Annotated in this window: 13 protein-coding genes; 4 read left to right on the top strand and 9 right to left on the bottom strand. The window is 68.6% G+C overall.

All coding sequences use genetic code 11. The features are described 5' to 3' along the window. The 5 genes from A9X05_RS06340 to A9X05_RS06320 form a co-directional block, all read right to left on the bottom strand. Positions 1-4,784: non-ribosomal peptide synthetase (locus tag A9X05_RS06340; RefSeq protein WP_067780006.1), on the bottom strand; the 4,784-nt coding region annotated here is incomplete at its 3' end. After that, positions 4,781-7,780 (bottom strand): mycobactin polyketide synthase MbtD, encoded by a 3,000-nt coding sequence (gene mbtD, locus A9X05_RS06335; RefSeq protein ID WP_067780003.1) that lies wholly within the window; start codon positions 7,778-7,780, stop codon positions 4,781-4,783. The genes A9X05_RS06340 and mbtD, both read right to left, overlap by 4 nt. Next, positions 7,780-9,096, bottom strand: a complete 1,317-nt coding sequence (locus A9X05_RS06330) for a polyketide synthase (protein ID WP_067748379.1) — start codon at positions 9,094-9,096, stop codon at positions 7,780-7,782. Before A9X05_RS06330 ends, mbtD begins: the two co-directional genes overlap by 1 nt. Next, positions 9,089-9,853 carry a thioesterase II family protein gene (locus tag A9X05_RS06325; protein WP_067748377.1) on the bottom strand — a complete coding sequence of 255 codons (765 nt, stop codon included), beginning with the start codon at positions 9,851-9,853 and terminating at the stop codon, positions 9,089-9,091. The genes A9X05_RS06330 and A9X05_RS06325 overlap by 8 nt, the downstream gene beginning before the upstream one ends. Next, complete coding sequence (locus A9X05_RS06320; protein WP_067748375.1) at positions 9,850-13,365, bottom strand: non-ribosomal peptide synthetase; 3,516 nt, start codon at positions 13,363-13,365, stop codon at positions 9,850-9,852. The genes A9X05_RS06325 and A9X05_RS06320 overlap by 4 nt, the downstream gene beginning before the upstream one ends. 99 nt (positions 13,366-13,464) lie before the next feature. Between A9X05_RS06320 and A9X05_RS06315 the strand changes: the two genes are divergently transcribed. Further along, positions 13,465-15,123 (top strand): (2,3-dihydroxybenzoyl)adenylate synthase, encoded by a 1,659-nt coding sequence (locus A9X05_RS06315; protein ID WP_067748373.1) that lies wholly within the window; start codon positions 13,465-13,467, stop codon positions 15,121-15,123. An 11-nt stretch (positions 15,124-15,134) separates the two neighbouring features. Here the strand turns inward: A9X05_RS06315 and A9X05_RS06310 are convergent, their stop codons facing one another. Both A9X05_RS06310 and A9X05_RS06305 read right to left on the bottom strand, forming a co-directional pair. After that, entirely contained in the window at positions 15,135-15,749 is a 615-nt protein-coding gene (locus A9X05_RS06310) for a TetR/AcrR family transcriptional regulator (protein ID WP_067780000.1), read from the bottom strand. Between the two features lie 87 nt (positions 15,750-15,836). Then, positions 15,837-16,562: a maleylpyruvate isomerase family mycothiol-dependent enzyme gene (locus tag A9X05_RS06305; protein ID WP_368664918.1), complete on the bottom strand. Its 726-nt coding sequence runs from the start codon at positions 16,560-16,562 to the stop codon at positions 15,837-15,839. Between the two features lie 968 nt (positions 16,563-17,530). Between A9X05_RS06305 and A9X05_RS06300 the strand changes: the two genes are divergently transcribed. The 3 genes from A9X05_RS06300 (at position 17,531) to A9X05_RS06290 (ending at position 21,599) form a co-directional block, all read left to right on the top strand. Further along, positions 17,531-18,913, top strand: a complete 1,383-nt coding sequence (locus A9X05_RS06300; protein WP_067779997.1) for a condensation domain-containing protein — start codon at positions 17,531-17,533, stop codon at positions 18,911-18,913. A gap of 86 nt (positions 18,914-18,999) precedes the next feature. Then, on the top strand, positions 19,000-20,355 hold the full coding sequence (locus tag A9X05_RS06295; RefSeq protein ID WP_067779994.1) for a hypothetical protein: 1,356 nt from the start codon (positions 19,000-19,002) through the stop codon (positions 20,353-20,355). Further along, on the top strand, positions 20,349-21,599 hold the full coding sequence (locus tag A9X05_RS06290) for a hypothetical protein (protein WP_067779991.1): 1,251 nt from the start codon (positions 20,349-20,351) through the stop codon (positions 21,597-21,599). Before A9X05_RS06295 ends, A9X05_RS06290 begins: the two co-directional genes overlap by 7 nt. Before the next feature lie 77 nt (positions 21,600-21,676). On the opposite strand, the gene fadD4 is transcribed toward A9X05_RS06290, so the two are convergent. Together fadD4 and A9X05_RS06280 are read right to left on the bottom strand one after the other, a co-directional pair. Continuing rightward, positions 21,677-23,206 carry a fatty-acid--CoA ligase FadD4 gene (gene fadD4, locus A9X05_RS06285; RefSeq protein WP_067779988.1) on the bottom strand — a complete coding sequence of 510 codons (1,530 nt, stop codon included), beginning with the start codon at positions 23,204-23,206 and terminating at the stop codon, positions 21,677-21,679. A 42-nt stretch (positions 23,207-23,248) separates the two neighbouring features. Then, positions 23,249-24,160, bottom strand: coding sequence for a TIGR03619 family F420-dependent LLM class oxidoreductase (locus tag A9X05_RS06280; protein ID WP_231978269.1), 912 nt, complete (start codon positions 24,158-24,160; stop codon positions 23,249-23,251). Positions 24,161-24,177 lie beyond the last annotated feature (17 nt).

The following is a 24,177-nucleotide window of genomic DNA, read 5'->3' as shown; positions in this document are numbered from 1 at the left end:
CCGCGCGCGGCAAGCAACGCCGCCAGGCGGTCCGAAAGGCGGTGCAGCGCTGGGTAATCGAGCTGCCGATCGCCGCAGCGCACCGCGATCCGCCCGGTCCCCCAGCCTCGGCTGGGCTCCAGCAATTCCCCAATGGTGCGCGGCCGGTCGTGCGGCGGTCGCTCGCCGCGGCTCCAGTGCTCCAGCACGCGGTGCCGCTCTGCGGCGTCGGTCAGCTGCACGTCGCGCAAACTTTGGTCGACATTGTCGGCAAATGCGGTGACCACCCGAGTCAGCCAGCCGGCGAATCGCTCGATCGTGGCCCTGCTGTACAGCTCGGTGCGGAAGATCAGATTGCCGTTGTATCCGCCGCCGTCAGAGCCGTCGGTGCCGAAGAAGTTGACGCTGAGGTCGGCGTGCGCCATGTCGAAGACCGGGTCCAGCGAGGTGCACACCGTGTCTTGCTCGCCCTCGCCGGAGCCTTGCTCGATCACGCGCGTCGCGGGCAGGTGGTCGCGGACGTGCACGACCACCTGGAATAGCGGGTTGCGCGACAACGAACGGACCGGGCTGACGCTGTCGACCACGCGGTCGAACGGCAGGTCCTGATGGGCGTAGGCGGCCAGCGCCGTTTCCCGTGCGCGGGCCAGCAACTCGCGCAGCGTCGGGTTGCCGGTCAGATCGTTGCGCAGCACCAGGATGTTGACGAAAAACCCGATCAGCTGATCCAATTCGGCCTCGGTGCGCCCGGCGACCGGGGTGCCCAGCGGGATGTCGAGCCCACCACCGGCTTTGTGCAGCACCACCGCGACGGCCGTTTGCAAGAGCATGAATTCGGTGATGCCCAGCTCGCGGGACAACTCGGCGAGCTTGGCGCGGGTGGTCGCGTCGATGCCGAAGTCGACGGACTCCCCCTCGCCGCTGGGCACCCGCTGGCGCGGGAAGTCGGGCCGCAGCCCGCTGTCCTCGGGCAGCCCGGCCAGTTGGCGGATCCAGTACTCGCGCTGCTCGGCGGCGACAGCGGACTCCTGACCGCTCGCGTCGCCGAGGAACTCCCCCTGCCACGCGGCGTAGTCGGCGTACTGCACGCGCAGCGGCGCCCACGCCGGGGCTTCCCCCGCCCGCCTGGCCCGATACGCGGTCATCACGTCGGCGAACAGCACCCCGGCCGACCAGTGGTCGGAGGCGATGTGGTGGACCACCAGCGACAGGACGTGCTCGGCGTCATCGGCGGTGCGCAGCACCGCGACCCGAATCGGCAATTCGCGGTCCAGTTCGAAGCAGTGCCTGCGCTCGGCGTCCAATTCCCGTTGCAGCCAGGCTTGATCGGGGCCGGAGGCCCGGCGCACGGAAACGTCACCCGCGGATCCGACCACCTGATACGGCACGCCATCCAGCTCCACGTAGGAGGTGCGCAGGATTTCATGCCGGGCAACGACGTCCCCGACGGCGGCGATCAGGGCGTCCATGTTCCAGGGCCCGCTCAGTTTCGCGGCGAAGGGAATGTTGTTGACCCAGCTTGGCCCGTCGACGCGATAGGCGAACCAGCTGCGCAGCTGTGAGGCCGACAACGGCATCGGCTCGTCGTGGGCCGTGGCGATCAGCTTGGGCCGCGACTGGCGAAGCTCGCCGGAACTGAGCCGGTCGACCCGCTCGGCCAACGCGCTTACCGTCGCCAGTTCGAAGACGTCGCGGATGCCGACCTCCACCCCGCACTCGGATCGGATCGCGGTGACCAGTTTCGTGGCCACCAGCGAATGGCCGCCCAGGTCGAAGAACGAGTCGTCGAGCCCCACTCGGTCGTGACCGAGCAACGCGGAAAACAATGCGGCGATGCGTCGTTCGGCGGGTGTGACCGGATCGCGGTATTCGGCGGCCGCCGCGATCTGGGGCTGGGGCAGCGCGGCGCGGTCGATCTTGCCGTGGGCCGTGATCGGGATCTCGTCGAGCGCCACGTAGGCGGCCGGCGTCATGTAGTCCGGGAGCGCCGCGGCCACCCGGGCTCGGATCCGTTCGACGTCAACGGTTTCCGGGTCCGCTCCCGGCACCGGCGTGACGTATCCCACCAGGCTCTTGCCCAACCGCGGCAGGTCCATGGCCAGCACCACCGCCCGCCCCACGCTGGGGTCGACCGAGATGGCGGCGGCGATCTCGCCCAGCTCGATGCGGAAGCCGCGGATCTTGACCTGCTCGTCGGCGCGTCCGACGAACTCGATGTCGCCGTCGGCGTTGCGGCGGGCAAGGTCGCCCGAGCGGTACAGCCGGCCGCCCGGCGTGAACGGGTCGGCGACGAATCGCTCGGCGGTCAGCCCGGGCCTGCGGTGGTAGCCGTGCGCGACATGCGTTCCACCGATGTATATCTCGCCGATCACCCCCGCGGGGACCGGGCGCAGTGCGTTGTCGAGGAGGTGGACCTGCGTGTTGATCTTCGGGCGTCCGATGGGCACCACCCGGGTGCCCTGGGTGCCCTCCACCGGGTAGCTGGTGCAGTTGACCACGGTTTCGGTCGGGCCGTAGAAGTTGTACAGCAGCGCATCGAAGGTGGCATGGAACTTGTCGGCGATCTCACCCGGCAGGGCCTCCCCGCCGATGGGGACTCGGCGCAGGGTGCGCCATTGGCTGACGCCGGGCAACGAGAGGAACAGACCGAGCAGCGACGGCACGAAATGCATCGAGGTGATGCCTTCGCGGCTCAGCAGATCGGTCAGGTAGCCGATGTCGCGGAGCCCGTCGGGCCGCGGGATCACCAGCCGGGCACCCATGATCAACGTGCCGAAGATCTCGCCCATCGACACGTCGAAGCTCGGCGACGCAACCTGCAAGAGCCGGTCGGTTTCGTCGACGCGGTACTCGTCACCGAACCAGACGAAGTACTCGGCGATCGGTGCGTGCGGCACCGGCACGCCCTTGGGCAGCCCGGTCGAACCCGACGTGTAGATCAGGTAGGCGGTGTTGTCCGGGCTCAGCGGCCTGATCAATTCGCTGGGCGCGGTGGCCGGGTACTCCGACAGTCCGGGAATGGGTTCGCGCAGCACGAGTTTGGCGTCGGCGTCGCCGAGGATGAAGGTCAGCCGATCCTCGGGGTAGGTGGGATCCACCGGCAGGTAGACCGCGCCAGCCTTCAGCACTCCGAGCGCGGTGATGACCAATTCGGGTGACTTGTCCAGCAGCACCGCGACGCGGTCCTCGGTGCCGACGCCCTGCTCGATCAGCCAGTGCGCCAAGCGGTTCGACTCTTCGTCGATCTCGCGATAGGTGTACTCGCGGCCCTCGTACACGACGGCGATGGCGGCCGGTGAGAGCGCCGCCCGGCGGGCGACCAGCGCCGGCAAGGTGGTGGGCGGGGTTTCGAATCTGTCGCCGGTCGAGGCGCGGCGCAGCCACGCGGCGTCGTCGGTATTCATCAGCGCGCACGCCGACAGCGCCGTGTCGGGGTTTGTCAGCATGTCGTCCAGCAACACGGCGTAGTGCCGCAGCAGCTGGTCGACCAGTTGCCGATCCAGAACTTCCACCAGGTATTCGGCTTCGATCAATCCGGCGCCCGTGCGGTCCAGCTCGACCATGAAACTCAGTGGCAGCTGGTTGAAATGGCCGCGCAACTCGCCGCGCGCGCACCGCACCCCGGGCGGGCAGAAACCGGCGCCGTCGGGCTCGCGCTGCCCGAAGCTCACCCGGGTCATCCGGTCGGCGCCGTGCCGGCGGTCGGGATTGGATTCGCGGACCAGCCAGTCCAGGTCGGCGCGCGAATGGGCGAAGGCACCCACCGCGCGGTCCCGGGTCTCGGTCAGCAGCTCTCGGAACGTCTGAAGGGGCCCTGGCCGCAGCCGAATCACCACGGTGTTGCCGTAGTACCCGATCGCCGATTCCGTTCCGACGCCGCGGTTGAGCACCGGAGCGGCGATCAGGAAGTCGGTCGACTGGGTGTAGCGGTGCACCAACGCGGCGAACGCCGCCATCAGCACCATGTACGGGGTGGCGCCCGTCTCCCGCGCGAGCGCCGCCGCCCGGTCGACGGTGGCCGCCGACAACGGCATCGCGGTGCGTTGGGCCCGCCAGGTGCTTGGCACCACCGATCCGTTGGGACCCGGAAGTTCAAGTGGCTCGGGTAGATTCGCCATCTGGCGGCGCCAGTATTCGTGGTCCGCGGCGGGATCCGCGGCTTCGTCCGGCGGGGGGGCCGCCTGCGGGGGCTCGTCGGCGAAGCCGTCCGGATCGACGTACGCGCGGGTCAGGTCGGCGAAAAACGGCGCCCACGAGGCATCGTCCCAGGCGACGTGGTGGACGGTGATCAACAGCATCAGCTCGGTGGCCGAGAGCCGCGCCACGGTGACCCGCAGGGGTGAATCCGTGGCCAGGTCGAAGGGCCGACGGAAATCCCGCTGCGCCAGCACGTCCAGCCGCAACCGCCGGGACTGATCGGTCAGGTCCGACAGGTCGTGCTCGGCCCACTCCGGGCGCAGCTCTTCGCGGATGACCGGATACGGGTCGCCGTCGGCGCCCGTGGCGTACGTCGTATGCAGCAGGGCATGGCGCGCGGCCACAGCGTCCACCGCGTGCCGCAACCGTTGGATGTCGACCGCGCCGCTGAGGCGATAGGAAACACAGACGTTGAGCAGCGCGCTGTCGGGGTCCAGCGACTGCACGAACCACATGCGGTGCTGTCCGACCGACATGCGCGGCCCTTCGGCGGTCGCCACGGGCGAAGCGGCGGGCGGGCTGGCCAGGCCGCGTTCGGCGATCTTGCGGCGCAACAATTCCAGGCGCTCGTCGTCGAGCCGTGCGCCGGCTTGGGTGGTGTCCGTCACGCGGGGAGTCCAACCTTTCTGGCTTCGCGAACGTCGGGTTTCGCGCCTTCGCGCGGCTCACCGGAGCCGGCGCGCAACGCATCGATCAATTCGTTGAGGGTGATCCCGCCGAGCATGCGAGCCACCGGAACCGAGCGTCCGACCGTCCGGCGTAGCCGCTTACGCAGATCCAGTGCGAGCAAGGAATCCACCCCAAGGTCGATCAGCGGTGCGCTCGCGTCGATCGAGACCGAGTCGTCCAGGTGCAGTGTCGCGGCGACGTCCGCGCGCACCACGTCGGCCAGCGATCTGGCGGCGGGGTGGACCGCTCCCCCGTCGCTGCCGCGGGACACGCGGAAAGGCGTTGGCATGCACTGGCTTTCGAAGAACACCGCGAGCCGGTCGAAATCCGCGTCGAAGATCAGCGGATCGCCGTCATTGCGGTGGAAGCCGGCCTCGATCGCCGCGTCGGGCACCATCGCGGTCAGACCGGATCGTTCGGTGCGGGCTATCTCGTCGGCCGCCACGACGCCCGCGGCCTGCCACAGTCCCCACCGGATCGCCACGCAGTCGTGACCCCCGCGGCGCAGCTGGGCGACCAGCACGTCCAGCATCCGGTTGGAGGCGGCATAAGCGGCGTGGTGGTGACCACCCCACACTCCGAACACCGACGAGCAGGCCAGGATTCGGCAGTCCGGACGCAGCGGCCACCGCTGCGCCAGCAGGGCCAGGCCACGCACCTTGGCGGCACACACCGTCGCCACGTCGGTTCCGGTCAGCGCGGCGAGGGAGCGCGCCTGGGCGATGCCGGCGGTGTGAATCAGCATCGACGCCCCCGCGCCGGCGTGCCTGACGGCCTCGGCCACGGCGACCGGATCGGTGATGTCGCAGCGCAGGGCGCGTACCTCGGTGTCGTGATTGTCGGTCAGCCGGCGCAGTACGTCCCGGTCGAGACCGTTGCGGCTCAGCAGCGTGACCGTCCGCGCCCCCCGTTCGATGCAGTATCGCGCGTACTGCAGGCCGATGGCGCCGCTGCCGCCGGTGATCACCACGTTGTCCAGTGCGGCGGCGTCCAGCGGCCGACCGGTCGCCGAGTCGCGGCAGTCCCGGAACGTCCGGATGTACCGTCGCGGTACTTCACTTCCGCGCAGCGCGACCTCGGCCGCCTCACCGAGCAGCACCTCGACGACGGCGCGCGCGCTCCGCGCGTCGAGGTCGCGGCCCGGCAGGTCGAGATGCCCGAAGGCCTGGTCGCTGAATTCGAAGCCGGCGCTGCGATGCATCGCGCCGAGTGCTGCCTGTGCCGGTGATACGTCGGTGTCGTCCGGGTCGATGCTCTCGCCGCCCGCGGTGATCAGCCAGACGGCCCGGCAGCGCGGGCCGATCAGTGCGGCGTAGTCCGGCAGACCCGCGTCCGGCCGGCCGGCGATCTGCGCGATCGCCGATGCGGGGTCGCGCTCGTCGAGCCCGGGGGTGACGACGGCGACGATCTCCGCATCGTGCGGCGCGACCACCCGGCAACCGCCCTGTGCGTCAACGGCTTCCATCAGCCTCCGCGTCAACGCGTCCTCCGCGTCAGGGCCGAAGAATCCGATGTCGGCACCCGCAGCGTCCGATGGGGGGGCGGGTTGCCAGGCCTCGACGGCGACGGTGAGCGAAGGGGCCGGTGCCGTGTCGATCAGCGGCTCGGGCGCTGCCCACAGGTGGACCGCCCGCATGGGCGCGTTGGGGAACCCGCGCAGCGGCCGCCGGACACCGCCGGGCATGGTGTTGGCCCACTGGCAGCCGGGATCGGCGGTCGCCACGGTCGCGATGTTTTTCGCCAGCACGTCGGTGATGGCTCCCTCGCGGTGGCCCGAGCCGGCGACCACGCTCGTTCGCTCGTCGATCAGGTCCGCGAGCGGGTACAGCAGCGAAGGATGCGCGGACAACTCGACAAAAGTGGTGGCGCCGAGTTTCTGGGCCGCCGTGACCGCCTTATCGAAACGCACCGTGTTACAGAGATTTTCGTACCAGTACTGAGAGAAGTCCGCCCCGCTGCCCACCTCGGCACCGAAGGTCGAGCCGACGAATCTGACCGGGCTGTCCCGGAAGGCCGAGCGGGGAACCCGCTCGGTCAACTGCGCGCGCAACGGCCGCAGCACACTGGTGTGTCCCGGGTAGTCCACGGACAGCTGATGGGCGAACATCCCCCGCTGCCGGGCCAGCAACACGGCGGCCGCCACGGCGTCGCGGTCTCCGGACACCACGGTCGACGAGGGGCCATTGACGGCCGAGACTTCCAACCAGCCCGCGGCTTCCGCGATCAGGGACTCGGCCTCGTCGACCCCGGCCCCGAGCACGACCATGGCGTATTGACCCGCCAACTGGTCGACGATGGTGGCGCGGGCTCCGACCAGGGCGACCGCGTCGGGCAACGAGATCGTCCCGGCGACGTAGGCGGCCGCGACCTCGCCGAGGCTGTGGCCGACGGTGATTGCGGGCAGCACACCGTGGAATCGCCATTCGTAGGCCAGGCTGACCGCGTGGGTGAATTGTGCTCCTTGTATCTCGGTCCGCGACCAGTTGCGATCGTCCCCTCCGGTCAGGTAGGGCAACGGCGACGGCAGTCCCGCAGCGAGGAAGGCCTGCGCGCATCGGTCGGCCGCGGCCCGGTATGCCGAAAGTCGTTGATAGGCCTCGGCTCCCATCGATTGCCATTGGTTGCCCTGTCCGGGAAACACGAAAGCGATGCACGGCGCCACACCGTGCGAGGACCGGGTCACCAGCGGGTGCTCTTCGCCGCGGGTTAGGGCGAGCAGCCCGCCGGCGAGCTCGGCGCGGTCGGCCGCCCGGACGACCGCACGGTGCCGCCGCACCCGACGCAGCCGCAGCAGGCTGGACCCTATCGCCGCGGGGTCCGCGTCGGTGCGGTCCAGATAGTCCAGGATCGCTCTGGCGTCGTTGACGATCAGCTCTTCGTCGTGCGCGGTGAGCAACACGGGTACGCGACCGTCGGGCAGTGGGGATCCGAGCATCACGCGACCTCGGGGAGGGAGACGATCACGTGTGCGTTGGTGCCGGCGATGCCGAAGGCCGACGTCGCCGCGGTCCGTCGGCCGGCGACCGCCGGCCATGGGGTCAGGGTCGTGGCCAACCGCAACCCCTGGCTGTCCCAGTCGATTTCCGGGCTCGGGTCCGCCGCGTGCAGAGTCGGTGGGATCGCCCCGTGTTCGGCGGCGACCACGACCTTGGCCAGCCCGAGCGCACCGCTGGCCGCGAGGGCGTGCCCGAGGTTGGACTTCACCGAGCCGAGCAGTGCGCCGCAACCGGGTGCCGTGTCGCCATAGGTTTGCGCCAGCGACCGCAGTTCCGTGCGGTCGCCGAGGCGGGTGCCGGTGCCGTGGCCCTCGACCATGCCGACCTCGTCGGGCCGAATCCCGGCCTGCGTCATGGCACGGCGAAACAGGCGAATCTGCGCTTCACCGCTGGGCGCGCTGAGGCCGGCGCTGCGGCCGTCTTGGTTGACGGTGGTGGCGCGGACCTCGGCGACGACCTCGCGGCCGGCGCGCAAGGCGGCCGATTTGCGTTGCAGCACAAACATCGCCGCCCCCTCGGCCCACACCGTTCCGCTGGCCTGGGCGCTGTAGGGGCGGCAGTGCCCGTCGTCGGAGAGGGCGTGTTGCTTGGAGAATTCGACGAAGAATCCGGGCGATCCCAGGACGTTCACCCCGCCGGCCAGCGCCATGTCGCAGTCGCCGTCTTGGATCGACCGCACCGCGACGTGGAATGCGGCCAGCGCGGACGCGCACGACGAGTCCACCGTCAGCGCCGGGCCGGCCAGCCCCAGCGTGTACGCGACCCGGCCGGAGATCACGCTCAGCGCGGTCCCGGCGAGCAGGTGCCCGCTGTGCTTCGAGAAATTGGCCATCTGCGGCCCGTACCCGGTGGCCGAGGCGCCGACGAAACAACCCACGTCGTGCCCGGCCAGGTCGTCGGGATTGATGCCGCTGTTCTCCAGCGCGCGCCAGGAGACGCGGAGCACGACGCGCTGCTGGGGGTCCATGGCGACGGCCTCCCGCGGGGAGATGCCGAAGAACTCGGGATCGAAGGTTGTTGCACCCGTGAGGAATCCACCGCGATCATGGATTTCCTTGAAGCCGCTCCGCCGCGATCCGGCGAGCAGCTCGCTCACCTGCCAACCGCGGTCCGTGGGGAACGGGCCCAGCGCCTCACGGCCGCGCGACAACAACTCCCAGTACTTCTCGGCGGTGTCGATGCCGCCCGGCGCTTCGAGGGCCATGCCGACGATCACGACCGGATCGGCCGCCGCGTCGAACCTGTTGTCAGACATCGGCGTTCACCCGTTCGGCCACGGCGTCGATGTGCTCGTTGAGATAGAAATGGCCGCCGTCGTACAGGAACAACTCGAAGTCGCCCGCGGTGTGGTTCTCCCAGAGCCGCAGCGCGGCCGGATCGACGCGGTGGTCGTCGCGCGCCCCCAATACCCTGATGTCGGCGCGAATGCGGACGCAGGGAGCGCACTCGTAGCGATTGATCGCTTGGTAGTCGGCTCGCACCGCGGTCGTCAACAACTCCGCGAACTCCTCGTCGGCGAGCAGTTCGGGGTCGGTGCCGCCGAGATCGGCGATGTCGGCGAGCAGGCCGTCGTCGGAGGTGGGGAGTTGCGGCATCGTGGCGACCGCCGACGGTGCGGGCCCGGCCGAGACCCACAGGCGCTGCACCGCGGTGTCGTGGGATTCGGCGATCCTCGCGAATTCGAACGCCACGACGGCACCCATGCTGTGGCCGAACAGCCGAAGCGGCGCGACGCGACTCCACGGCCCCGCGTCGAACAGGCCCCGGGCGAGGTCGTGCACTGTGTCGGGGGCCGGGTGACTGAGCCGGTCCGCGCGCTGTGGGTACTGCACGATGTAGGTGTCCCCGCCCAAGGCCAGTGCGGCGGCCACCGACCGATAGCTTGCCGCGGAGGCGCCGGCGTGCGGAAACACGACGGTCGCGCCGGCGCGTCGGCGTGCGCTCCCGCCGGACACCCGCTTGATCCAGGATGCGAACTCCGTCGGCACGCTCAGCACAGGGTCGGATGTCATTGTGCCGTCTCGGTTTTCGCGGTGTGTCGACCGGCCGACAGCACCGCGTCGGCGTCCAGGTGGATGACTTCCAGGTACAGCTCGGCAACCTGGTCCAGCCGCGCGTCGTCCCGCTCGCGGTCGGTGAGCAAATTCGCCAGTGCCGCCACGGTTCTCGTGGCGAAGATGTCGGCGACCATGACATTCGGGGTGTCCAGCCAGGTGCGGATACGGCCCACGGCCTGGGTGGCGAGCACCGAATCACCCCCGAGCGCGAAGAAGTCGTCGTCACGCCCCACCCGCTCCGCGCCGAGTAGGTCACCGAGCAGCGTCGCGAGCGCCGATTCCAGCGGCGTCGCCGGGGGACGGTAGCCGGGCTGCTCGGCCACGGAAATCGCGGCGCCAAGGTGGCGCGCGACGGCACGGCGGTCGATCTTGCCGGCGTTGGTGAACGGGATCCGCTCCACGAGTGCGAAGTGGCGCGGAACCATATGCGCGGGAACGAGTTCGGCCATCAGCTTCGCAAGCCCCTCGGCGGACGGCTGTGCACCGCTGGACATTTCGGGGCACACGGCGGCGGCCAGGATCTCCGAGCCCCCGGGTCCCGGGAGCAGGGCCGCCACCGCTATGGCCACTCCGGGGAGTCGGCGCAACGCCGCCTCGATCTCGCCGAGTTCGACGCGATAGCCGCTGATCTTGACCCGGTGATCGGCACGGCCGACGAACTCGCAGGTGCCGTCGGGCCAATACCTGGCCAGGTCGCCGGTGCGGTACCACCTGCGGCCCGCGTGCTCGACGAAGCGCTCCGCGGTGAGATCGGGACGCCCGCGATAGCCCCGCGCGATGCCGCGGCCGGATACCCACAGCTCGCCGGCGACCCAGTCCGGGCAGTCGTCACCCGCCTCGTTGACGACACGGCAGGCGTTGTTGGTCAGCGGCACCCCGTAGGGCAGAGCGGTCCAGTCGGCCGGCAGCGCGTCGGGGTCGGCCACTTCGAAAATCGTGTTGTGGACCGGTGTCTCGGTCGCTCCGCCCAGACCGGCGAACCGTAGGTTGGGTGCCTCGGCCCGCAGCCGGCGGGCCAGCTCCGGGCGCACCCAGTCCCCGCCGGTGGGAATCACCCGCACGGAAGACAGCCGGCCGCGGCCGACTTCGATCAGCATCTCCAGCCAGCCCGGCATGAAGTGCAGCACGGTGACTTGGTGGGTGTCGATGAGCCGGGCCCAGGCGTCGGGGTCGCGGCGCTGCGATTCGTCGACCACCACGATCGAGCCGCCCGTCCGCAGGGTCACGAAGATGTCCATCACCGAGATGTCACCCTCGAGCGTGGACAGGGCCAGGCATCGATCCGCCGGGCCGATGTCGAAGTGGCGGGCGATGAACTCCACCGTGTTCATCGCGGCGTCGTGAGTCACCTCGACACCCTTCGGCTCCCCGGTCGAGCCCGAGGTGAACAACACGTAGGCCAGCTCAGCGGGATCGACTCTCGCCGGATGGATCTCGGGCGCGAGCTGCGCGTCGCGCAGCACGTCGGCGAGGCACAGCTCGGGCACCTTCAGGTTCAGTCGCTGCCCACCGCACACCACGGCCAGGCGCACCGCACCGGTGTGCAAGATGCGCTCCGCGCGGTCGCGAGGCTGGTCGACGCCGATCGGCAGGTAAACCGCGCCGATGCCCAGGATGCCCAGCAGCGCGGGCACTTGCTCGGCGGTCTTGGGGCCCATCACCGCGACCGTGTCGCCGGGGCCGACACCCGCCGTGCGCAACGCGGCGGCCACCGCCAGCGCCTGCTCGCGCAGCTGCCCGTAGCTGACGTCCCCCGAGCCGGCGAATATCGCGGGCGCGTCGGGCTGTTGCTCGGCCTGCCGAAAGAACCCGTCGTGCAATGCTTCTCCGCTGGGTTCGGCGGTGCGGCCGTTGACCGCGTCGCGCACCGCGCGCTGGGCGTCCGACAGCGGCGGCGGCCCCATCGCCTCCCAGCTGTCGTCGGCGGAGGCCAGCCTGAGCAGTTCGTCGATGTGGTAGGCGAACATGGCGTCGACGACACCCGGGGCGAAGACGCCGTCGCGGACGTCCCAATTCACCAGCACGCCGCCGTCAAACTCGGTGACCTGAGCGTCCAGCAGCACCTGCGGACCCTGGGAGATGATCCACGCGGGTGTGCCGAATTGGGCGGTGACCTCTCGGCTGAACAGCTCGCCGAGTCCCAGCGCGCTGGTGAATACCACCGGCGCCAGCACCTGGGTGCCGCGATGGCGGCTGAGGTCGCGGAGCACCGACAGTCCGGGATAGGCGGCGTGGGTGGCGGCGGACCGCATCGCGTCCTGCACGGCCCCGGCCCGCGCCACCGGGGTGCGCGCGCCGGTGAGGTCCACATCCAGCAGCAGCGACGAAGTGAAATCGCCGACCAGCGAGTCGACTTGGGGGTGCAAAGGCTGGCGCCCGAACAGCGGCACATTCAGCAGGAAGCGCGAGGTGGTGGACCAGCGCGCCAGGGCGTTGGCGAAGGAGGCGGCCAGCGTCATCGCGGGCGTGACCCCGCGGGCATGAGCGCGGGAAAACAGCGCGTCCCGGGTCTTCGGGTCCAGCCAGTGCCAGAGCCGGGCGCTCCTACGCGAACCGCGGTCTCCGGTGGTGGGCAGCGCCGGCGGGTCCGGGAGCTGCGGGATGCGTTGCGCCCACCACTCGCGGGCGGCGTCGCGGGCCGGTTGGGGCCGGGCCTCTTCCGCCTCGATCGCGTCGCGGTAGCGCCGATACGTGTAGCTCAGCGCGGGCAGTTCGTGACCGAGGTAGAGAGCGGCAAGATCGGACATCAAGGTGCGATAGCTCATCGCGTCGGCGGCCTGCATGTCCAGATCGACGTGCAGGCGCGAACGTTCGCCCGGCAGCAGCGTCAGGGCAAGCTCGAACACCGCGCCGTCGAGCTGCTGGTGCGATTTGGCGTCGCGGATGGCGGCCAGCCGCGCATCGACCCCGTCGCCGTCCAGGTGGCGCAGGTCCTCGACGGTGACCGGGAATTCGTCACCGGCCGCCGCGATGCGTTGGGTGCCGTCGGGCAGGAACTCAACCCGCAGCATGGGGTGGCGCCGGGCCAGCTCTTTGGCGGCCGCACGCAGCCGCGCGGGATCGATCGGGCCGCCGTCGAATTCGACGTAGAGGTGGCCGGCCACCCCGCCGAGCTGCTGGCTGTCCTGCCGGCCGACCCACATCGCGTGCTGCATCGGGGCGAGCGGGAAGGGCTCGCCGTCGGCCCCCGGCGCCGACTCGCTGGCAGCCTTGTGATCGCTTGGCTCGGTCGCCGGCTCGGCGGTCACCAGCTTGGCCCAGGCCTCGAGGGTGGGAGTTTCGGCCAGCGTGGCGAAATCGACGGCGATGCCCTGACGGCGCCAGCGACCCGCCAGGGTCATCATCCGAATGGAGTCCAGCCCTTGACCGATGAGGTTGGTGGTTGGGTGGACGTCGTCGACACCGACGCCCAGCAGTTCGGCTACCTCTGCCCGGACGTCTGCCGGGCGCGCCGAGGCACGCACCACGAACCCTCCCTGAATTAGCACAGGCTGCCCTAAGTTGTGGGGGTTACCCTATCCTTACTCACGAATCACCGCTACTACGCCCCCCGCCTGAGGACCTCGATGACCGCGAACGCACGGCAACCCCTGGCCGGGGCCCTCGAAGGGTTTGTGCCGTTCCCCGCCGACCGCGCCGCCGCGTATCGGGCGGCCGGCTACTGGACTGGGCGCACTTTGGACAGCATCCTCAGCGACGCCGCGCGGCGCTGGCCCGACCGAACCGCCGCGCTCGACGCCGCGGACGGCTTCGGCTTGAGCTACGCGCGGCTCGACGAGCGCGCCGGCCGCGCCGCCGCGGGACTGCGGGCACTGGGCATCGCGCCCGGCGACCGGGTGCTGCTGCAATTGCCGAACGGTTGCCAGTTCGCGGTGGCGCTCTTCGGGCTGCTGCGGGCGGGCGCCATCCCGGTGATGTGTCTGCCCGGCCACCGGGCGGCCGAATTGGGGCACTTCGCCGCCGTGAGCGGGGCCACCGCGTTGGTGATCGCCGACGCGGCCAACGGTTTCGATTACCGCGCCATGGCGCGCGCTCTCGTCGCGGACCACCCGACGCTCGCCCACGTCATCGTCGACGGTGAGCCGGGCTCGTTCACCTCGTGGACGCAACTATGCGGTCAGGCCACCGCCCCACCTCCGACGCCGCCGGCCGACCCCGGATCGCCTGCCTTGCTTCTCGTTTCGGGCGGCACCACCGGCACCCCCAAACTCATCCCCCGCACCCATGACGACTACGTGTTCAACGCGACCGCGAGCGCACAGGTGTGCCGGCTCACCGCCGACGACGTCTATCTGGTGCTGCTCTCGGCGGGGCACAACTTCCCGTTGGCCTGCCCCGGCCTGCTCGGCGCCATGACGGTGGGCGCCACCACTGTGTTCGGCACCGACCCCAGCCCCGAGGCCGCCTTCGCCACCATCGAGCGCCACGGCGTCACCGTCACCGCTCTGGTGCCGGCCCTGGCCAAGCTGTGGGCGCAGGCCTGCGGGTGGGAGCCGGTGACGCCGAAGTCCCTGCGGCTCTTGCAAGTTGGCGGGGCGAAATTGGAGCCCGACGACGCCCGCATGATCCGTGCCGCGTTGACGCCGGGGCTACAGCAGGTGTTCGGAATGGCGGAGGGGCTGCTGAATTACACCCGCCCGGGCGATCCGCCCGAGGTCGTCGACCACACCCAGGGGCGGCCGCTGTGCGTGGCGGACGAATTGCGGGTGGTCGACGCGGACGGCGAACCGGTCGCGCCGGGCGAGGAAGGCGAGCTCCTGGTGCGCGGGCCGTACACGCTCAACGGCTACTACCGTGCCGAGCGCGACAACGAGCGCTGCTTCGACCAGGACGGCTTCTTCCGCAGCGGTGACCTGGTCCGGCTGCGGCGCGACGGGTACCTGACGGTCACCGGACGGGTCAAGGACGTGATCTGCCGGGGCGGCGAAACCATCTCCGCGGCGGACCTCGAGGAGCAGATGCTCACTCACCCGTCGATCTTCTCCGCGGCCGCGGTGCCGCTGCCCGACCCGTACCTCGGCGAGAAGATTTGCGCGGCAGTCGTTTTCACCGGCACGGCGGTCACGTTGGCGGAACTGAACACCCACCTCGATCAGCGCGGCACGGCCGCCCACGCCCGGCCCGATGTGCTGGTCGCCATGGCATCGCTACCGACCACCCCGATCGGCAAGATCGACAAAAAGGCGATCGCGCGCCAGATTTCGGCCGGGCAAGCGCCAAGCTGACAACGGATGAGTCAGCTGTCCTTGTCGCGCAGGGCGTTCAGCAGCCGGTCCATCACCGCGCCGGCATCCGCGCGCGCTTGGCGCTGGTCGTCAGCGCGGGCGATGTAAAGCGTCGCCTCGCGCAGCGCCCCCATGACGGTTAGGGCCGTCGCCTCAACGGGCTGGCGCGGGATGCTGCCGGACTCGATCGCGTCATTCAGCAGCGCCGTCACGAATCCGATGTTGTACCGATGCCCGATGTCGCTCCAGCGTTCCCAGCCCAGCACCGCGAGCGCCTCCAGCAGCACGATGCGCTGAACCTCGGGATCGGAGCACGCGTCCAACCAAAGGCCCGCACACAATCGCATGATCTCGACCGGGTCGGTGTGCCCCGCGGCCGCGACGGCGTCGACCATGCGCGCGGCCATCTCGCCCTCCACCTGCTCGAAAACCGCGGCGAAAAGCTCTGTCTTGTCGGCGAAATGGTGATACAGGGCCCCGCGCGTCACACCCGCGTCTCGCACGATGGTCTCCAGGGACGCCTCCGTGAATCCCAGCGATGCGAACAGGGGACGGGCGGCGCTGATCAATGCGCCCCGCGTGTCGGCGGCACGCTCGGCCTGTGTCCGGCGACCATCCTGCGCCATGCAACCCTTACCTTTCACACCCCGTATGCATTCTCATACATACCGTATGAAGGCGGCGGGAGGCGCCACCGCGGGAGGCGGCGTCGGTCAGAACACCCTGAGCCGGCGGACGATGTCCAGAGCCGACGGGTCCCCGTCCGCCTGGACGGCCAGGCCGTCCCAGGTGCCGCGCTGAGTGACCCAGCGGACGAACGCTTGCGAATCGGAGGTGATCCGCGCGGTCACATCGCCCCGGGTGCCGAGCCGCAGGGTTCGGGCACACAACCCGTCAAGCCGGACCTCGACTCCAGTGCGTAATGCGTTGAGCAGCTGGGTGTTCTGTTGCGGGAGGGCCGCCTCGATCCAGTCGAGCGTGGGGCCAAGCCGCAGCTCGTCGACCGTGGGCGGATCCGACTGCAACGGTCCATTCGGAGCGAACAAGTCGTACCGGAGATGGATGAAGGACTCGAAGACGAAGGTGGTGGGCACCACCGAGGCCGGATACGTTCCGACGTCCCCAATCGGTATCTCGACGTCTTGGCCCTCCACCGCGGCGAGCAACTCCAGCCCTCGCGCACTGACTGCCTCGTAGTCGGCCAGGACGTCTGCGGGCGTCATCCAGCGACGTGACTCCACATAGAGGTCAGCGGCGCGTTCGGCGGGCAGCCCACCGGGATCGGGCAACGTCGATGGATCGACCGCCAACCAGTAGCTACACGCCATGTGCGACACCAGATCCTGAACAGACCATCCAGGACATCCGCTGTCCTTCGCCCACATCGAAGCGGGCAATTCCGAGCAGACCTCCAAAACAACTCCGCGTTCCTTCGCAATGGCATCGAGCGTGGCACTCACTATCCCTCACCCTCCTAGATACATACCGTATGTATAAACATACACACTGTATGTATGGAGTCAAGGCTTCACGGATCTCCGATCCCACCGTTGACTTTCGGCAACACCCGTGGCTAATCGTCTTCCTGCGCCGGCGTTTCCGCTCGCGGCCAAAACGGTTGCCAACAGCCAGGTCTGGCAAAGCACGCAGAAGGGTTCCCGTGCCGGGACGCCTGGCCGGCGTGCCTCCGCGGCAAAGAGGGCGGCCCGGACGCGTACGACCTTCCCAGCCGCTCCGTCAGCGCGCGCTGGGCCGAATGTAAGGCGTTGCGGCACATCGGGATAGCCCGGCCATGGTATCTCTCGGGCGTTCGCGTCGGGTTCGGTCGCACTCAAAGGGAGACCGCGGCAGCCCCTTTCGCATTTTGGATGGCCCGTTCGTCCGATGGATGACGTGGGCAGAAGATTACTTCGACCGGTACTATTCCGCCTTAACCGAACCTGAGATATGGTGATCGCGGCGCCGTTCCGCAGGCCCGGGGGTGACAAGAATTGCATCGCCACGATAGCGCCCGCTATCCGGTGATGGTCGGGCCGAGGCGTCGAGTAAAAGGCTTTTAGTAGTTATCTTGAGTTAGCCGCGCGCGAAATATGCGATCGGCGTTGCGGTTACCTCGCACGGCAAGACGACGGCGATCGGCGAGTCTTCTGCATTCTCGTGCGATTGTCACGCCCGAGGAGAATCTTCAATGACTGCGCCCCGCGACGCTCTGACTGCTTTCGCGGCGTCAACTCGGACCAGCGTGAGCCAAATCACTTCTGCGCATTCCACGCAGCTAGCGGCAGCGCCACTTGCTGGGCTCGTGGTGCGCAATTCCCTCGGCGGTCGAATTCATCCGGCAACCAATGCACGGTCACGTTAAGGTCATCCGGACCGGCGTCGCCTACTGACGGAGGAAAGGTCGCGCATGTTCCTGGGCACGGTTGACGACTGGACAGCCGAGGGCACCGTCGTATCGTGGTTTCCCACCGCCAGCACCTACGAGCAGGCAGCCGACGCGCAATACCATCCGGCGGCGGTCAGTTATCAGCAGTCGCAGCATCTTCGGTATTACCGACGCCAGGTCAACCGCGGCCGCGATATCCCGCGATTGTGCATAGGAGCCTGGGAGATTTGGGGCGTCTGCGACATAGACGCGATGACCCACGCGCTGAACAGCCATGTGCGGCGGCACGACGCCTATCATGACCGGTTCGCCTTCGACGACGGCGACGAGGTGGTTCGCCACGTTATCGCCGACCCCAAGACCATCACGTTGGAAGCAACGGATCTCGGCGAAATGGCGCCGCATCAGATTCGCAAACTGATTCTCGATACGCCCGATCCGCTGCAATGGGACTGCTTCAGCTTCGGAATCATCCAGGGCGAAGACCGCTTCACCATCTACATTGCCGTCGATCATCTGCGCGCCGACGGCATGTCGGCGGGTGTGATTTTCCTGGACATTCAGACGGCGTATTTCTCCGCGCTGCAGAAGTCACCCGTTGTGCCGATACCCGCACCCAGCCACCGCGAATACAGCGCGCGGCAACGCGCATTCACTGCGAGCCTCGATGTCGATTCGCCCGAAATTCGGTGTTGGCGGGCGTTTCTCGCGGCGAACAATGGACTGCTCCCCAGATTTCCCCTGGAACTGGGCGAGGCGTCCGCCGATACGCCAGGGGCCATCGAAGTGTTCGACCTGATCGATGACGACCAGGGCCGGCGATTCGAGGCGGTGTGCCGCGCCGCGGGAGCCCGCTTCAGTGGTGGGGTGTTCGCCTGCGCTGCCCTGGCCGAGCACCGGTTGACCGGCGCACCCACCTACTTCGGCCTCACCCCGTTCGACAACCGGCGAGATCCCGCGCACGCCGCGGCCGTCGGGTGGCTGGCCAGTTTCGTCCCGTTGGCGATACCCACCGCCGGTGCGTCATTCGACGAGGTGGTCATCGCTGCCCAGACATCCTTCGACACCAACACGGCCCTCGGCGCGGTGCCCTACTACCACCTACTCGAGACGACGTCCGACGAGGTCGAGGTTCCGGACCGGCCCGTCCCGATGTTGTCCTTCATCGACATCCGAAAGCTGCCGTTCGGTGACTACTTCGATGGTTTGCGGGCCGGCATCTGGGGCGACAACCGGCTGTCGGAGACGGTGTGCATGTGGGTCAATCGCATGCACACCGGGACCCAACTGGTGGTCGCTTACCCGGGCACCGACGTCGCCCGCGAGTCCGTCCAGCGCTATGTCGATACGATGCGTGCCGAGTTCACGAGGGTGTGCGACGCCGGGGTGCACAGCCGCACCTGATGGATTTACGTTCTCCCACGCGAGGTCCCGATGTCAGCACCCGGACACACAGACGTGTCGCGGGGTCGCGACGTAGCCAAGCCGGGATGGCTGCGCGGAGGTTGGCACTGCTGGACCAGGCCGCATTCTTACGGCTGCGCGCCACCGGTCAAGGCAGTACGGTGCAGTGCACGTGGATATACGACCGAGACGTGAATGTCGACCAATTGCGGGTCTTCCGCGCCAATCTCGCCACCGGCCTGCTCGGACGGCGGATCGAGCGCTCGCCGCTGCCATTCGGGCGTCACCGCTGGGTGGCCGACCGCCGCTCACCCGATATCGCGCTGGAACCGTGCCGACCCCGGTCGGCGCTCGGTGCATGGGTCGAAAGACGCGCGCAGGTGCCCGTCGATCCCGAGCACGGCCCCACCTTCCACCTTGGCGTCCTGCCATTCGACGGTGGCGGTGCGGCGGTCACCTTGGTGGCATCACACTGTGTGGTCGATGGGCTCGGCCTCATAGCGGCGATCAGCGAGGCAGTCAACGCGGAAAGCGGCAAACATCGCTATCCACAGCCTAATTCACGTAGTCGGGCGCGCGCCGTCGTCGAGGACCTGGCCGGTGCGGCGCTCGCCGTACCGGGCGTCATCCGCGCGCTGATCGCGACTCTGGGGATCTTGTTCAAGGCGTCCTCCGGTCCCCGGGTTCCGCCCACGATGCCGCAGCCAGGTCCGCCCCCACCGGCCGACGACGAGCGCGCGGGCCTGCCATCGGTCACTTTGCAAACCGACGCCGCCGCATGGGAAGCCCGCGCGCACGCCCTAAACGGAACCGCCAACGCCCTATTCGTCGCATACGCGGCCCGGCTGGCCCACCGGATGGGCAGGGTGCTCGCCGACGGAAGCTCGGTGACGGTCGTGCTTCCGGTCAGCGACCGCAGCGCCGATGACGACCGGGCGAATGCGCTGACCTCGATCACGCTCACCGTCGACGGAGCGGCGGCGGCCGGCGACTTGAGCCGGGTGCGTAAGGATGTCAAGACGCTGCTGACGTCGCTGCAACGGCAACCCAACGAAATGCTCGCCGGATTGCCGCTCATTCCGTTCACGCCACGATGGCTGGTCCGGCGCGCCGAAGGCGTTGCCATGTCGACCGGCCAACTTCCGGTCGGCTGCTCGAATCTGGGGAACCTCGACGCCGCCGTGGGCCGCATCGACGGTGCGGACGCAGCCGAGGTCTGCATCCGGCTGGCCGAGCAGGGCGTCACCCGTCGCCGCATCGAGCAGAGCCATGGCCAATTGTTCTGCAGCACCGGAACGTTCAACGGTAGCCGGTTTCTCAACGTCATCGCCTGCCGAAGGGGGGCCGACAGTGCGGCGACCGCCCGCGAGCTCGCGTGCAGCGCGCTGGCCGACCTGCGGCTGTCCGCCACCACCGTCTACGAAGGCCGGACCGGATGGTGAACCTGGACGTCGAGCCGAACCGACGCGCACACCACCGCCGCTACGCGGCCTGCGCCGCCGCGATCGCGGCTTGGGCCCTGGTCGTCCTGTGGTTCGCGATCAAGGTCGTTCCGCTCGATGTGTACTGGATGTCGTACTACGCCGCCGATTACACGCATGGGTTCGTCCGCCGCGGACTCGCCGGTGAACTGGTTCGCTTGCTCCCCGGACATTACTTCGCGGTCGCGCTCGGTTTGCGGTGGCTCTCGACGGCGGTCTATCTGTGCGGTCTGGCAGCGGTCGCGGGCGTGGTGTTGTTGGGTCGCGGCCGGTCAGAGCGCGGGCTGATGGTTGTGCTGCTGATCCCGTTGCTCCCCTTCGGTGTCCCGTTCGCCGCGTACTCGGCCCGCCCGGACCTGTTCGGCGGGGCCGCCCTGGCGTTGTTTTCTTCCGCTTTGGTGTTGGTGCGATCCCGCAATATCGCGATGGCATGCTGTGCGGCCTACGGCGCCGCCATCGCGGCGCTGACACTGGTACACGAGGCGATCGGGCTGCAGTTCGCGCTGGGCGCCGTGTTGGCGATCGTCGCCCTGGGTGGTGCGCTGGAAAACGGCCGGGGCCCAGGCGCCCTGCTGGCGGTGACGCCGGGTGTCTGCACGACGGCCGCCGTGGCGGCCTTCGGCCGCCACCACATCGCGGCTCAGCTTTGTGCGTCGGTGCCCCGTCACGTGATGCCCAACCCGTTCGCGACGGTCACGTCGCCGGCGTCGCTGCTGCACTACGTTGTTGACGGGCAATCCGTTCGAACCGACTATCACGACTGGGTGTGCCGCAACGTGATGCCGAACTACGACAACGGAATCGGCGATGCTGTCCGCGCCGTCGGCCACATCGGCATGCTCGGTCTCACGGTCTCGCTGATCTTCGGCGCCGGTGCCCTCGCGCTGACCATGTGGGGACTCAGCGCCATATCGGGCGTGTCGCTCGGCACGTTTGTCGAGGCGCTGCGGGGCCGGATGACGTGGGTCGCCGGCGGGCTCCTGTTGATCTGCCCAGTCTTTGTGACCGGCTATGACTGGACCCGCTGGTTGACGGTCGTGACGTTCGATGTCGGCGTGGTCTTCATCCTCTACGCGGCGGGCAGGCCGGAGATCGAGCGCGAGCCCACGCCAAAAGCACTGCGTTCCTTCATCCTTCTCGCCGTCATACTGGCGCTGATCCCGGTAGGGGCGGTTCCGGGCTTCGGCGGACCACGGATGCTTTGAGCCCTGTCGCGTCCACTGCCGCGAAGCGCTCAATGATGGTATGCCCGGCGACTCGACCAGGCCTGTTTGACGATCGCCTAGCCTCCGGAGATACCCGCATACTTCTCGACCAGCTCCCGCTTGTACAGCTTGCCGGCATCGGTGCGCGGCAGGCACCCCTCGAAGTACAACCTACGGGGACACTTGTAGTGCGCCAGCCGATTTCGCAGCCAAGCGATCAGCTCCTCGGCGAGAACCGGGGAAGCCAGGCCTGGATCCGCCAGTTGCACCACTGCGGTCACCGACTGCCCCATCACCGGATCGGGCACGCCGAAAACGGCGGCGTCGACCACGAACGGGTGACCGATCAGACAATTCTCGGTCTCCTGAGGATAGATGTTCACCCCGCCGGAGATGATCATGTGGTTGCGACGATCGGTGAGATAGAGGTAGCCCTCGTCGTCGAGATAGCCGACATCGCCTACGGTGACCCAGCCCTGCGCACTGCGCGCCGCCGCCGTCTGGGCTTCGTCGTTGAGGTACTCGAAGGGATAACCACCCTCGTAATAGATCTCACCGATCTGTCCAGGGCCGAGCTCGCTACGGTCGTCGTCGAGGATGTGCGGCGTGCCGAGAAGTGGCTTGCCCACCGAGCCCGGGTGAGCGAGCCACTCGTCGGCACGGATGAACGAGATGCCGGCGCCCTCGGATGACCCGTAGTACTCGTCCACGATCGGGCCCCACCAGTCGATCATCTGCCGCTTGATCTCGGGCGGACACGGGGCGGCGGCATGGACGACGCGTCGCAACGTCGAGAGGTCGTAGCGCGTTCTGGCCTCTTCTGGCAGCCGCAGCATCCGGACAAACATCGTCGGCACAAACTGCGCATGCGTGACACCGTGTCGCTGAATGCATTCGAGGGCCTGTTCGGCGTCGAACTTCTGCATGAGGACCGTTGTCGCGCCGGCGGCTTGCGCCGCCATGGTCCACATGGCCGGCGCCGTATGGTAGGTCGGGGCTGGACTCAGGTAGACCGAGTCGGGGCCCACCCCGAGCGCCTCGAAAACGGGTGTCGACACCTTCGAAACGCCGGAGTTTGGCGATGTCAGCGGTCGGCGGATCCCCTTGGGGCGACCGGTGCTGCCCGCGGAGTACTGCAGGAGCCGGCCGTCACGCTCATCGGTGATCGGCGTCGAGGGTTCGGCGGCCACGCATTCCGGGTAGCGCAGCCAGCCCCGGAGGTCGTCGTCGGCCATCAACGCCACGGCCGGCAGGCCATCCCCGAGCCGGTCGGACAGTTCCCGGCACGCATCGCGCATCAACCGCGAGGAGACGATGGCCTTCGCGCCGCTGTCGGCAACGACGTAGGCGATCTCGGAGTGGCTCAGGTTGGTGTTCACCAGCGTGTAATAGAAACCGCTGCGCTTGGCCGCCCACATCGCTGTGTGGATGTGTTCGTTGTTTTCCATGAGGATGGCGATGGTGTCCCCGGCGGCCAACTCCGATCGCCGCAGGAAGTGCGCGAGCTTGTTGGCGCCGGCCTCGAGGTCGGCGAAGCTCACCGCCGTCCCTGAAGGATGAAGAATCACAGCGGGTTTCGCGGATCCCGCGTGATCACGCAACTGCATGCCGGACCGTCGATTCCTGCCCGATCCCGCGACGTCGATGCATCATCGCGTGACGTCGCGGAACGCCTCCACGAGCGGCGAGAGGACTTCGACAGCTCGTTCGCCCTCCTCTGGGACCGTCACCGTGAAGCGGACATCGGTGACGCCTGCCGCGACCAGCGCCGGTACCGACGCGACCGATGCCGGGTAGTCGATCGATCCGCCGTCGCCCTTCACTGCGCGCGCGACACCTTGGACTTGCAGATTGCCGGCGTCGCCACCGGCGGCGACGACGCTGTCCTTCATCTTGCTTATCGAGGTGGGCAGGTCGGCAAATGCCGAGCCCCAGGGAATCCAACCGCTGCCGAACCGCGCGATTCGCCGCGCGACGTTGCGGTTCACCGTGCCGCTGATCCAACACGGCACACCACCGGGTTGCACCGGCTTCGGCATCTGGTGGATCGCGTCGAAGGACAGTTCGGGCGAGTGATACGACGCCCGCTGTTCGGTCCACAGCGTCTTGCAGACCTCCAAGGTGTGGTCCAGCAGCCGCCCGCGGTGTGCGAAAGACAGTCCGGCTGCCTCGTATTCCTCTCGTTGCCACCCCACCCCGACGCCGAGATCGACGCGACCGCCGGAAAGCACATCGAGCGTCGCCAGCTGTTTGGCCAGGACCGCGGGACGCCGCAGGGCGGCCAACAGTATCGAGGTCCCCAGCCGGATCCGCTCGGTCGTGGCAGCGACCGCGGTGAGCACGATGAGCGGTTCCAGCCAGCTGCCGTCGGGCCCCGTAGGTTGGCGGCCGCCGGACGCACCACCCACCGAGGGGTCGGCGTATGCCTCCAGCTTCTCGCCGAACACCATATGATCGGAGACGACCACACGGTCGATCCCCGCAACATCCATCGCCCGTGCCATTGCCAGCGTCGCCCGCCAATCATGTTGCGGGCCATCGGTAAAGGTGCGCAGGTACAACGAGATCTCGGGGTATC

This window comes from Mycobacterium sp. E3298, from assembly GCF_001666895.1.
Taxonomy (GTDB): domain Bacteria; phylum Actinomycetota; class Actinomycetes; order Mycobacteriales; family Mycobacteriaceae; genus Mycobacterium.
The sequence above is the reverse complement of the archived record's forward strand: the minus strand, read 5'-3'. Positions and strand labels throughout refer to the sequence as shown.